Raw genomic sequence first — 11,784 nt, 5'->3', positions numbered from 1 at the left:
TCACCCCTTCTGGAGGATGATGACGGTCCATGCGCCGACGTAGATCCGGTCGTTGTCATGTAGGGGAACCTCCACGTTGGGGGTGAGGGGGTCGGTGGCTCCGTTGACCGTGGTCCCATTCGTCGATCCCGGGTCCATCAGGGCCCAGGAACCCTCGGGCCGTGCGACCAGGATCGCGTGGACGTGGGAGACGGCGGGATCCCCGCCGGGTCCGCCCAGGTCGATCTCGGGGGTGAAGTTCCGGGAGACGCTGCGCCGACCGATGTGCACCCGGTCGCCGGCGAGCGTCACCCGACGCTGGACGTGCCTCTTGGGGAAGGGGAGCAGGGAGGGGTCGAGCCTGCCCTGGTCGGCCATGTACTGGTAGTACGCCGGATCGGCGGCCACGACGGCACGCCAGTGCGCCCTTCCGGGATCGACCCCGGCCCCACCGTGTCGGTGACCACCCGACCGCGAGGCGAAGTCGTACCCGCACTCCTCACAGAACCTGCCCGTGCGGGGGGTCGCACAGCCCGGGCAGGGGCCTCCTCGCGGCTCGACCACCGTCCGGCCGGGCGTACGAGGCCGTGCCGAGGGCGGGGTCGGCGGGGCCCGACGGGGCGCCGGAACCGGTGGGGGGTAGGCCTGGAGCCGCAGTCCACAGACGTCGCAGAAGTCCGTCGTGGTCGAGCGGTGCCCGGAGGGGCAACTCGACATGGGTCCCTCCTACCCCGGCACGGGGATGACGACGACGGTGATGTTGTCCTTACCGCCGGCCTGGAGGGCGAGCCTGACGTAGGTCCGGGCCGCCTCGTGGGGTCGGGTGTCCGTCCACGGGACGGCGTCGACCAGGTCCTGTGCCTCGGGGTAGTAGTTCCACAGGCCGTCGCTGCACAGCACGACGGCGCCGGGGCCGGTCGGCCTGACCGTGGAGATGTGGGCGTCGATCTCGCCGGAGTCCGCGCCCATCCAGGCGACCAGGGCGTGCGCGTTGGCCGAACGCATCGCCTCCTCCCGGGAGAGCGCTCCCGCCTGCACCATCGCCTCGCTCCAGGAATCGTCCCTGGTCAAAAGCGCCGAAGCGCTGGCGGTGGGACCCCCCGAGAGCCAGTAGGCGCGGCTGTCGCCGACCCACCCCACGGTGGCCTCGCCCGTGGCGGGGTCCACCACCGCGGACACGAAGGTGCAGGCGGGCGCGGAGCCGGGCGATTCGGCGATCCCCGCGACCGCCTCGGCCGCCCTGGTCATCGCCACCCCGGTGGCCTCCCGAGGGTCGACGCCCCGACGGATCTGCTCGGCCAGGGTGGTCGCCCCGGTCTCGGCGGTGACCCGGGAGGCCTCGTCCGATCTCGGGGAGGTGGAGACCCCGTCGCAGACCACCGCGCAGACCACTCCGGGAGCGCGGGTGTGGTCGGCCTCGACCACGCGGATCGCCATGGCGTCCTCGTTGCGTTCGTGCCGCAGGCCCCGGTCGCTGACGCCGACGGCCGCGTGCGTGCGCACCTCGACGTGGTCGCGCCCGGTGGGCTGGAGCAGACCGCACGTCCGGCAGTACCCGTCCTCCACCCGACCGGGACACCACACGCACAGTTCCGGGTTGGTGGGCCGTACCGGGTTGCTGCCGGTGGCGGGCGGCGGCCAGTCGGAGACGACGTCGTCGGCTTCGGGCCGCTGGGGTCGCCGCGAAGCTCCCGGCTCACCGTCACGCCGCGCCGACCGGGCGCCCGAGGGGTCGTCCCCCCGCCGTGCGGCGTTCAGGCTCACCTGGGGTGCCGTGGGAGCCCCCTCCGGCGGCACCATGCCCGGGCGTTCACCGTTTCCGTGGGGCGCTCCCCCGCCCGGAGCGTCGGTGGGGGCGGGGTCGGCGTCGGTCGGCCGCATCCCCGACAGGCTCGCCTGGGGCGCGGTGGGCACCGAGTCCGGGTGCTTCTCGGACGCGGACGCGACCTCCTCGGGGAGGGGACGACCGCATCCCTCACAGAAGACGTCTCCCTCGGTCACCCTGTCCGAGCAGGCGGGGCAGTTCCACACCTTGGTCATCGCCGTTTCCTCGATCCTCACAGCAGCGTCATGGGGCGCAGGGAGTTGGCCCTGTCGATGAGCTCGTAGCGTACGGAGCGCACCACGGCGCGTTGGGCCAGCGCGCGGTAGCGGCGTTCCAGGTCGGTCCGTACGCCCTCCTCGGTGAGCGGTCCGCCCAGCAGCACCTGCCCTTCCTGGGCCCGGCCCCCCGCACCGAGCCAGACCAGGGCCGACTCCAGGATCCGGGCCGCCAGCCGGTCCGCGGACTCGCCGTCCAGGCGGGCCCGCTCCAGACGCCGTCCGGCCTCCACGAAGTCGGCGGCGGTGCCTCCGTTCCGTGCCGCGAGCACGGTGATCAGCGCGGTCTGGGCGTGGACGTGGAGACTGGACAGCTCCGGAACCGTGTCCAGGACCGCGATGGCCTCCGCCCGATCCCCCTGTGCCAGGCGGATGCGGGCCAGACCGAACGCGGCGCCGACGAAGGAGTGGTCGGTGTTCCACACGGTCTGGAACTGGCGTGCGGCGACGTCGTACTCGCCGGTGCGTTCGCAGGCCAAGGCCAGACCCAACTTGGGCGCGGCCTCCCCGGGAAGGTGGTCGTACAGCTCGTCGAAGTGGTCACGGGCGTCGTGGAACCGGCCGGTGCTCAGTTCGGCGACCGCCAGGTACCACATGGTGCGCCAGTCGCCGGGGCTGAGTTCGCTGAAGCGTTGGAGGGCGTCCATGGCCTCGCCGTGACGCCCGAGGGTGATGAGCGCGCGGGCCGACATCAGCAGGGTCTCGGGGGTGGGCGTTTCCATGGAGCGCAACGCCGGGATCAGCTCCTCGGGCGCGAGCGCCTCGAAGCCGTGCAGGTGCCGGGCGGCCGGGTCGGTCTGGTCGATGAGGGGCACGGGCAGCAGCGCGGCCGCCTCGGTGAGCGGGGGCGGGGCGAGCATGCGATCGGCCTCGTGCGCACCGTGGTCGAAGCCCGCGATGGTGGAGTTCTCCCCGCCGAACAGGTTCGAGGGGGCCGGGTGGGGCACTCCCTCCAGATCGGACATGACCTCGCGCAGCACGCCGGTGAGCTGGTCGGCCATGTCGCCCGCGTCGTGGAAGCGCAGTTCGGGCTCGGCGTGGGTGGCGCGACGCAGCAACCGGTCGAAGGACTCATGACGTTGGAGCAGGGGCACCGTCTCCCGCGGCGGGATGCTGTGCGGGTGCTCCCGTAGGAAGTTGAAACGGAAACTGAGCACGGCCAGGGCACGGCCCACCGAGTACAGGTCCGCGCTGACGCTGGGACCGGGATCGCGCAGTTCGTCCTCGGGCACCCGGTAACCGGGGGTGGTGTAGACGGGGCTGACCGTGTCGTCCATGCGCCGTACGCCGCCCAGGTCGATGAGTTTGATCTGCTCTTCGCTCTGGATGACGTTGTCGGGTTTGAAGTCGCAGTAGAGAAGGTTCTTGGAGTGCAGGTAGCCCAGGGCCCGTAGCACCTCCAGGCCGTAGGCGATGACCTGGTCCACGGGCAGGACCGCGTCGGGTCCCTGCTCACGACGCTCGACCAGCAGCTCGCGCAGGGACTTGCCCCCCACGTACTCCATGACGATGTGGCCGCCGGGGATGCCGGTACGTGGATCGGGGTGTTGGGAGAAGTTGATGATCTTGACGATGTTGGGGTGCTCGACCTCGGAGAGGAACGCGCGCTCGGCTGCCGCCGCCTTGTGCGCCTCGGCGTCACCGGCGTTGAGCAGACCCTTGAGGACCACCCAGCGGTCGTTGACGTTGCGGTCGCGAGCCAGGTAGATCCACCCCAGACCGCCGTGGGCCAGACAGCCGAGCACCTCGTACTGCCCGCCGACCAGGTCTCCCGGGGAGAGCTTGGGGGTGAAGGAGAACTGGGTTCCGCAGGCGGGGCAGAAACCCTCGGTACGGCCCGGCCGGTCGCCCCGGGAGCGGCCGACCCTCTCTCCGCAGTTACCGCAGAAGCGGTTCTTCTCCGACACGACGGGGCGGTCCATGACGGCCTCGGCCGGGTCCCGGTAGGGCACGAGGGGCACCTGGACCATGCCCATACCGAGCATGCCGCGGGAGGAACGGCGACTTCCCCGCCCCGCCCCCCGGCCGCTGACGGCGGAGCCGGTCGTGGCGGCGACGCCGCCGGGGCCGGAGCGGCCCGAGAGTCGGACGTGACCGGAGACGGGATGGGAGTGCCCCGGCTCGCCGCCGGAGGGGGTGGAGGAGCCGGAGGACAGCCACTGGTCGAGCGCCTCGTCCCCACCGCCGGGCCGGGCTCCGGTGACCGAGGCCGCGAAGGGGCGTCGCGGCCCCGACTCCGACGCGGGGACGTGGGGAGGACGACCCACGGCGTCCCCCGAGGGGGGTCCGGAGGATGTCGCGCCCGAGGGAGTCGATCCGCACACCCCGCAGGAACCGCCCTCGATCAGACCGTGACAGCCCGAGGACGCACACGCGGTCATCTGTCTCTCCCTCCGCCGTCTCTTTGGCCGTCAGACGCCTTCCCGTCCGGTGTGGTTCTGTCCCCGAAGGGGTCGGTTCCTCCGCGTTCCTGGAGCGCGCACTGGTACGAGGACAGGATCACCGTGGCCGCCCGCAGGTCGCAGGGCACGGCCCACAGCTCCCAGTGGGCCTTGCGGTGGAGTTCGGCCAGTCGTTCCTCCCCCGCCACGCCGAGCCGGACCGCGTGTGCCCGGTAGGCGTTCAGCCGGCCGCGCAGTTCGGCCCGGCGTTCCAGGAGTCCGGTGAGACCGGCCTCGCGCTCGCGTGCGTCGTCGGCGACCTCGTGGACGGCCCGTTGCAGTTCGCCCAGGCGGGCGCCGAGTTCACGCCACCTGTTCTGGGCGCGGAGGGCGTCCATGTCGTCGATGCCGGCCAACAGCGTGGGAACGGGGTCGGGTACGTCGACCGCCACCGGCGAGGAGATCTTGGCGACCACCTGTCGCCGCAGCCCGCGGGCGCGCGTGAGCACCGTGCCGACGTCGACGATGGCGGAGCGGAGCCGTTCGACGCTCTCGGTGTAGGAGTCGCGCATGCGCAGCGCGTCGCGGAGTTCTCCGCGTACACGTTCCAGGCGTAGGCGCAGCCGTTCGAGGGAGGAGGTGTCCACGCGCCCCTCCTCCACGTGCGAGAGGGGATCGCGTCGGACGGTGGTGCTGACCGCCTCCAGTTCGGCGCGCAGGGACTCGTACTCGTTCTCGCCCAGTTCGATCAGGTCGGAGAGGGTGCCGATCTCGTACCACATGGCGTCGAGTTCGGCCAGGCGCGGATGGAGCGCGTCCCAGGCCGTCTCCGTGGCCGAGATGACCTCGGTGGCCTCCTCGTGGTCGGCGGACATGCGGGCCACGGCGTCGGCGAGCGTGATGCACTCGCGTCCCACGTGGAACCGCCCGTGCCCGCCCGACGGGGCCTTCCCGGTGGGCAGGGTCACCGAGGCGCCGTTGAGCAGGTCGGTCAACGCCGTCTGGTGCTCGGGGGCGCCGTCGGCGGACAGGCGCAGGGCGTGCATCCGGTCGACCGTACGACGAAAGGCACCATAGACCGCCAGCAGGCTCTGGAGGCGATCCTCGGCGTACTCCCAGCGTTCGCGGGTGCGCCCGACCAGGTCGGTCTCCCTCAGCAGGCGGTACCCCACGTGCTCGTCCAGATCCGCCAGGTGAAGGGCCATCCGGTCGGCCTCGCCCCGCGCACGGTTGAGCGCGTGGTCGATGCCCTCCCAGCTCATGGGCGGTGTGCTCGCTCCAGACGCGCTGGCCACCTGCCGTATCCCTTCCGGCGTTCCTGCTTCCGTACCCGCCCGGGAGTGGACGGTCAACAATCCTTTACCTCAAGAAGAGTGTGGCGCCGACCTTCCCGAACCACAAGGGATGGCACGGTTTCCGGCCACGAACGGCCACATGTGCTCCTTCCACGCGCCGAAGACCTCCGCGAGCGGCGACGGCGCGGAAGGTACCGTTCCCCATCGCCGAAGGAGACCGCATAGGATCACGGACCCTGTCCCCAGCCCCCATGGGAGTTCCCATGCCCGCTCCCTTGCCCGCTCCCGGCGCCCCGATCTCGCTCGTCATCTCGATCCGGGTGCGTCCGGGCCACCGGTCGGCCTTCCTCGCGGGAATCCTCGCCAACGCCTCGGCATCGGTCCGCGACGAGCCGGGTCGCCTGCGCTTCGACGTGGTCGCCGACGGCTCGGATCCGGAGGTGTTCTGGGTGTACGAGGTGTTCGCCGACGAGGAGGCGCTGCGCGCCCACCGGCGCACCCCGCACTTCTCGGCGTGGCAGGAGGAGAAGGCACGGGTGACCGTCCCCGGAAGCCAAGAGGACCGCTTGGGTTCACTCCTCATCAGCCGGGGTCAGGCCGGCCGGTCGGGGTCCTCGGGGTAGTCCTCGTCGGGGCTCCGGTGACGACCGCCGGGTCGGTCGAGGGGGGTCGCTCCTCCCGGGGGCAGGGCGTCGGCGTTGCGCAGACGGAATCCGACCACGGTCATCACCGCGCCGAAGACGATGGCGTACACCGCGATCACGAGCATGATGGCCTGGGCGCCCGCCAGCGGCCAGAACCACAGCAGCAGACCGAAGACGATCGAGAGGGCGCCGACGAAGACCAGCAGCCACTCCGAGCTCAGGTGTGCGCGCAGACGGATGGCGGTGACGATCTCGGCGACACCGGTGAACACCGCCCAGAAACCGATGACCAACACCAGTGCGAGGATCGCCACGACCGGCCAGAACAGGGCGATCAGCCCGGCCAGGACGCTGAGGACCGCCTGTACGACCAACTGCGCCCGGTTGCCCGGTCTCGCGCGATAGGCCGCGTAACCCAGTGCCCCGCCGTCCACCAGAGCGTAGAAACCGAAGATGATCGCCAGCACCACCAGGGTCTTGTCCACCCACACCAGGGCGATCACACCGAAGAGGAGCGCGGCGATCCCACGAAGGACCACCACCCACCAGTGCCGCCTCAGTTCACCGAGCAGGTCACCGGTCAACGCGTACCGGATCATCGTCGCCTCCCTTCGCGCACCCTCGGACGGGGGCCGCATCCAGCCCCTTCCCCCGGAGGACGACCGCCGAGGACGGCCGACCGCAAAATAAGGGGAAAGAGGGACGGCCCACCGTCCCTGTGACAGCTGTGATACCCCGTTCCTTTGGGGAGGAACGACGGCGACCGACGCGGACGACGCGAGAGCGCCCGCCCCGTCGTGACGCGGGCGGGCGCTCTCGCTGTGTCCGAAAGGGTCAGTCCCTGCCGGGGAGCCGGCGTTCGGGGGAGCCGACGTAGTGCTGGCGCGGGCGCGCGATCCGGAAGTCGGGGTCGTGCAGCTGCTCGCGGTAGTGGGCGATCCAGCCGGGCAGACGGCCGAGGGCGAACAACACGGTGAACATGTTGGTCGGAAAGCCCATGGTGCGGTAGATGACGCCGGTGTAGAAGTCGACGTTCGGGTAGAGCTTGCGCTCGGTGAAGTAGGAGTCGGCGAGCGCGGCGGCTTCGAGCTTGAGGGCGAGCGCGAACAGCTCGTCCGGGTTCTCGTCGCGGTCGAGGATCTGGCCGGCCAGCTCCTTGATCTCCTTGCTGCGCGGGTCGAAGTTCTTGTAGACCCGGTGGCCGAAGCCCATGAGGCGCATCTCGCGGGCCTTGACCCGCTCCAGGAACTCCTCCAGGGAGATGCCCGAGTCGCGGATCTGCTCCAGCATCTCCAGCACCGCCTGGTTGGCACCGCCGTGGGACGGGCCGGACAGGGCGTTGATGCCCGAGGCGACGCTGGCGTAGATGTCGGCCTTGGCGGAGCCGACGACGCGCACCGTGGCGGTGGAGCAGTTGAGCTCGTGGTCGGCGTGCAGCACCAGCAGCATGCCGACGGCCTTGTTGAAGAGGTCGCCCAGCTCGCTGTCGGCGTGGACGTCGCCGAAGGTCATCCGGATGAAGTTGTCGACGTAGTCGAGGGAGTCGTCCGGGCTGATCGGCTTCTCGCCGATGGAGTTGCGGTAGATGCGGGCCGCGATCGTCGGCAGCTTGGCCAACAGTCGGATCGTGGCGAGTTCCACCTGGTCCTCGTCGCCGGGGTCGACGCTGTCGTCGTAGTAGGCGGCGAGGGTGTTCACGGCGCTGGCCAACAGCGCCATCGGGTGGCCGTTACGGGGCATCGCGTCGATCAGCGTGCCCATGTCGGCCGGAATGTCGGCGTTCGCGCGCAGCTTGTCGGCGAACTCCTTGAGTCGACCCGCGTCGGGCAGCTCACCGTAGATCACCAGGTGGGCGACCTCCAGGAAGGTCGCGCCCGCGGCGAGGTCCTCGATCGGGTATCCGCGATAGCGCAGAATACCGGCGTCCCCGTCGATGTAGGTGATCTTCGAGCTGCACGAAGCGGTGTTGCCGAACCCGGGGTCCAGGGTGGTCATACCGGTCGACCCCAGCAGGGCCTTCAGCTCGATGGTGCGTTCACCCTCGGTACCGGTGTGCACCGGCAGCTTCAGCACGCCGCCCTCGTAGTGGAGCTCCACCGTGCGCTCTTTGTCGTCTTCGCTCATGCCCGAGGTCAACCTTTCCAGGCGGGGGATACGTGAGATGCGTCAGACGCGGGGCGGTCCGCCGCCACGTTCCTGCTTCACTCGTTATTGTTCTGTTTTGTTAAACGACAGTTAAGCAAAACCATATAAGTTTCACCGATTCACGAACAGGTGACATGCAACACATACCCAGACGTGAGCCGAATTACCGCACGGTGAAGATTTGCAAACTTTGCCGGCTGTCGATTATTTCGTGATCACCCTGAGACGTCACGGGACGCCGGGGATCCTCCCGACACCGCCTCGTCTCCTGTACCGGTCCTCCGGACATCCCGTCGTCGGCCCGCCCCCGCCTCCGCCGACCGCCTTTCACAGAAATGGACAAAGTCGGACGAAGCTCGATGCGGACAGGTGTCCGGAAGTGCCCTAGTGGCCACCTCTCAGGGTACCTTCGCCCTGATCACAAGGGTTGAGGCGGGGTACCCCACAACCGGTGATCTTCGCCTCTGCCGTCCCCACCTGTGGCGGGAGGAGGCCAAGGTCCCCGGACCACGGCGGAACCGGGGGCACGAAGGGAGGCGGACCGTGCTCGGGGCACAGAAGTTCACACGCCCCGTCGGAGCAGGCGGATCGTCATCGGTATTCACCCGAGGTGAATACCTGGGGCGCTCCGTGAAAACGGCACGGACGGCCTCTCGGAACGGGCCGGAGGGACGTCATTCGCCCTCGGCGACCCCACCGGCGAGCAACGGCTCCATGAACAGATCCGGGTTGTCGCGCTCGATCACCCGCAACCGCCACTTGTTGTGCACCAGCACCAACAGCTCACCGTCGCCCCGACGTCGGAGCACCTCCGCGCCCGACAACGCGTGCAGCTTCGGCGCCGACTCCTCGTCGGTGCGACGGGCCACCGAGTAGTCCAGCGGCGAGGTCTCCACCGGAGAGCGGAACTCGTGCTCCATGCGGTGACGGACCACGTCGAACTGCAACGGCCCCACCGCGGCCAGCACGGGGGCCTGCTCGCCCCGCACGTCCGAGGTCAGGACCTGCACCACGCCCTCGGCGTCCAGCTGGGCGATACCGCGCTGGAACTGCTTGTACTTGCTCGCGTCCTTGGAGCGGGCCACCACGAAGTGCTCCGGGGCGAAACTGGGGATGGCCGGGAAGACCACCTTGGGTCCGTCGTAGAGCGTGTCGCCCACCGCCAGGGCCTGGGCGTTGACCAACGCGATCACGTCGCCGGGGTAGGCCGTCTCGATGGTGGTGCGGTCCGAGCCGAACACCGCCTGGGTGTACTTGGTGGCGAACGGGCGCCCCGTGGGGGCGTGCGTGAGCACCATGCCGCGGTCGAACCTGCCCGAACTGATGCGCACGAACGCCATCCGGTCCCGGTGGTTCTTGTCCATGTTGGCCTGCATCTTGAACACCTGGCCCGAGAACGGCTCGGAGACCGGGCGCGGTCGCTCCCGGTCGTCGGCCTTGGGCGCCGGGGCCGGCGCCAACTCCACCACCGCCCGCAGCAACTGGCCGACCCCGAAGTTGGGCAACGCCGCGCCGAACAGCACCGGAGAGGACCGCCCCGCCATGAACGACTCCTCGTCGAAGTCGGCGCCCAGGGCCTCCAGCAGCTCGATCTCCTCGCCGGCCTGGATCCAGGCCTCGCCCTCCATCTCGGCCGCCTTGTCGGCGTCCACGACCTCCTCGACCGCCTTGTGGGCGCCACCGGGGGTACGGATCATCCTGGTGTAGGTACCACTGCGACGGTCGACCAGCCCACGGAAGTCCCCCGCGATGCCCACCGGCCAGTTCAGCGGGGTCGGGCGCAGACCGATGCGCTGCTCGATCTCGTCCAGCAGCTCCAGCGGCTCACGGCCCGGACGGTCCCACTTGTTGACGAAGGTGATCACGGGCATCTTCCGGGCGCGGCACACGTCGAAGAGCTTGAGCGTCTGCGCCTCCAGGCCCTTGGCCGAGTCCAGCAGCATGATCGCGCAGTCCACCGCCGACAGCACCCGGTAGGTGTCCTCGGAGAAGTCGGCGTGACCGGGGGTGTCCACCAGGTTCAGCACGCATCCCTCGTAGTCGATGCGCAGGGCGGCGGAGGTGATGGAGATACCCCGGTCCTGCTCCATCTCCAGCCAGTCCGAGGTCACCCCCTTGCGGTCGCCCTTGCCGTGGACCGCGCCGGCGGAGGAGATCGCCGCGGCGTGCAGGGCCAATGCCTCGGTCAGTGTGGACTTACCGGCGTCGGGGTGGGAGATGACCGCGAACGTACGCCGCCGCCCCGCTTCGCGGGTGACCTCTGACTCCTGTTTGGCGGCACTCGCCGTGTCCACACTCATCTCCGCCGTCCGCTCCGCATCGTGTGCTCGCCCGGTTTTCCGACCCCGTCCAGACTACGCGCGCCACGACTCGACCCAGGCCATGCGGGGGGGGAGGTCACCCGTATGCGGGAGCGGTGACGACTCCCCGCGTCAGACCCTCCCGGACTCCTGCACGGCCGCACCGATGCGGCGCAGCAGCTCCTCGCGTCCGATGCCGCCGGGATAGACCGCCACCAGCACCCGGTCGTTCCCCGGCCCGCCCTCGGCGTGCAGCATCGGTTCGGCGACCCGGCGGACGAGGTCCATGGCCTCCTCGAATCGCGCCAGCACCTCCTGGCCGTCCTGCTCGGGATCGCGCAGCCACCCCCGCAGCACGTGGTTGTGCGCCGCGATGAGCGAGGCGGCGGCCATCTCCGCGACCGGTGAGCCGCTCTCCGTGCCCTCCTGGCGGGCGAGATAGCGGCTGAACGCGGCCTGGTAGCGCGCGGTCATCGCCACCTCCCGGTCACGCAGTCGCGGGTGGGCCCGCACCAGGCGGTAGCGGGGCAGGGTGACCTCCGGGTCCCCCAGGTAGTCCTGGAGCACCAGACGGGCGGCGGCGAACACCGTGGTCAGCGGTTCGTCCGGGGACGCCCTCAGGTAACCGGCCACGGTGGAGAACAGCTCGTCGTGCCCGGCGAAGAGGATGTCCTCCTTGGAGCCGAACCTGCGGAACAGGCTGCGGCGGCTCACCCCGCTGTCGGCGGCGATCTGGTCCATCGTCGTGGCCTCGAACCCGTTCTCGGTGAACAGCCGCACCGCGGCCAGAACCACCTCCCGAGTGGGCACACGCGGTTGGCCTCCCCGACCTCCCGACCGCTCCATCGGTCCACCCCTCTTCACCCCGGTCCCACGAAGCTATCCGACCCCGTCGGTGTACATCGCCACTTCCACCCTTTACTCTGGCACTAGATGCCAT

At 70.0% G+C, this 11,784-nt stretch carries 9 protein-coding genes; 1 reads left to right on the top strand and 8 read right to left on the bottom strand.

The features are described 5' to 3' along the window. From PFX91_RS03735 to PFX91_RS03720, 4 genes are read right to left on the bottom strand one after another with little or no spacing between them, the layout of a single operon-like run. Positions 1–696, bottom strand: coding sequence for an FHA domain-containing protein (locus tag PFX91_RS03735; protein ID WP_285729397.1), 696 nt, complete (start codon positions 694–696; stop codon positions 1–3). A 9-nt stretch (positions 697–705) separates the two neighbouring features. Then, a complete protein-coding gene (locus PFX91_RS03730; protein ID WP_285729396.1) occupies positions 706–2,019 on the bottom strand; it encodes a PP2C family protein-serine/threonine phosphatase in 1,314 nt (437 codons plus the stop codon). Positions 2,020–2,036: 17 nt separating this feature from the next. Beyond that, positions 2,037–4,460 carry a serine/threonine-protein kinase gene (locus PFX91_RS03725; protein ID WP_285729395.1) on the bottom strand — a complete coding sequence of 808 codons (2,424 nt, stop codon included), beginning with the start codon at positions 4,458–4,460 and terminating at the stop codon, positions 2,037–2,039. Then, positions 4,457–5,722, bottom strand: coding sequence for a hypothetical protein (locus PFX91_RS03720; RefSeq protein WP_285729551.1), 1,266 nt, complete (start codon positions 5,720–5,722; stop codon positions 4,457–4,459). Before PFX91_RS03720 ends, PFX91_RS03725 begins: the two co-directional genes overlap by 4 nt. A gap of 296 nt (positions 5,723–6,018) precedes the next feature. Between PFX91_RS03720 and PFX91_RS03715 the strand changes: the two genes are divergently transcribed. Further along, positions 6,019–6,378, top strand: a complete 360-nt coding sequence (locus tag PFX91_RS03715) for a putative quinol monooxygenase (RefSeq protein ID WP_285729394.1) — start codon at positions 6,019–6,021, stop codon at positions 6,376–6,378. On the opposite strand, the gene PFX91_RS03710 is transcribed toward PFX91_RS03715, so the two are convergent. From PFX91_RS03710 to PFX91_RS03695, 4 genes are all read right to left on the bottom strand, one after another. Further along, positions 6,348–7,037 (bottom strand): HdeD family acid-resistance protein, encoded by a 690-nt coding sequence (locus tag PFX91_RS03710; RefSeq protein ID WP_352231619.1) that lies wholly within the window; start codon positions 7,035–7,037, stop codon positions 6,348–6,350. The two genes, PFX91_RS03715 and PFX91_RS03710, sit on opposite strands and share 31 nt — an antisense overlap. Before the next feature lie 196 nt (positions 7,038–7,233). Next, positions 7,234–8,523 carry a citrate synthase gene (locus PFX91_RS03705; protein ID WP_285729393.1) on the bottom strand — a complete coding sequence of 430 codons (1,290 nt, stop codon included), beginning with the start codon at positions 8,521–8,523 and terminating at the stop codon, positions 7,234–7,236. Positions 8,524–9,218: 695 nt separating this feature from the next. Then, positions 9,219–10,844 (bottom strand): peptide chain release factor 3, encoded by a 1,626-nt coding sequence (locus PFX91_RS03700; protein WP_285729391.1) that lies wholly within the window; start codon positions 10,842–10,844, stop codon positions 9,219–9,221. Positions 10,845–10,976: 132 nt separating this feature from the next. Continuing rightward, positions 10,977–11,690: a TetR/AcrR family transcriptional regulator gene (locus PFX91_RS03695; RefSeq protein ID WP_285729390.1), complete on the bottom strand. Its 714-nt coding sequence runs from the start codon at positions 11,688–11,690 to the stop codon at positions 10,977–10,979. Positions 11,691–11,784: the final 94 nt, after the last annotated feature.

This window comes from Nocardiopsis sp. ATB16-24 (genome assembly GCF_030271535.1).
In the GTDB taxonomy this organism is placed as follows: Bacteria; Actinomycetota; Actinomycetes; order Streptosporangiales; family Streptosporangiaceae; genus Nocardiopsis.
This window is presented reverse-complemented; position numbering and strand designations above follow the sequence as displayed.

Coding starts and splice junctions, on each gene's coding strand:
- PFX91_RS03735 (WP_285729397.1), bottom strand. CDS start 696: ATGTCGAGTTGCCCCTCCGGGCACCGCTCGACCACGACGGACTTCTGC.
- PFX91_RS03730 (WP_285729396.1), bottom strand. CDS start 2,019: ATGACCAAGGTGTGGAACTGCCCCGCCTGCTCGGACAGGGTGACCGAG.
- PFX91_RS03725 (WP_285729395.1), bottom strand. CDS start 4,460: ATGACCGCGTGTGCGTCCTCGGGCTGTCACGGTCTGATCGAGGGCGGT.
- PFX91_RS03720 (WP_285729551.1), bottom strand. CDS start 5,722: ATGAGCTGGGAGGGCATCGACCACGCGCTCAACCGTGCGCGGGGCGAG.
- PFX91_RS03715 (WP_285729394.1), top strand. CDS start 6,019: ATGCCCGCTCCCTTGCCCGCTCCCGGCGCCCCGATCTCGCTCGTCATC.
- PFX91_RS03710 (WP_352231619.1), bottom strand. CDS start 7,037: ATGCGGCCCCCGTCCGAGGGTGCGCGAAGGGAGGCGACGATGATCCGG.
- PFX91_RS03705 (WP_285729393.1), bottom strand. CDS start 8,523: ATGAGCGAAGACGACAAAGAGCGCACGGTGGAGCTCCACTACGAGGGC.
- PFX91_RS03700 (WP_285729391.1), bottom strand. CDS start 10,844: ATGAGTGTGGACACGGCGAGTGCCGCCAAACAGGAGTCAGAGGTCACC.
- PFX91_RS03695 (WP_285729390.1), bottom strand. CDS start 11,690: ATGGAGCGGTCGGGAGGTCGGGGAGGCCAACCGCGTGTGCCCACTCGG.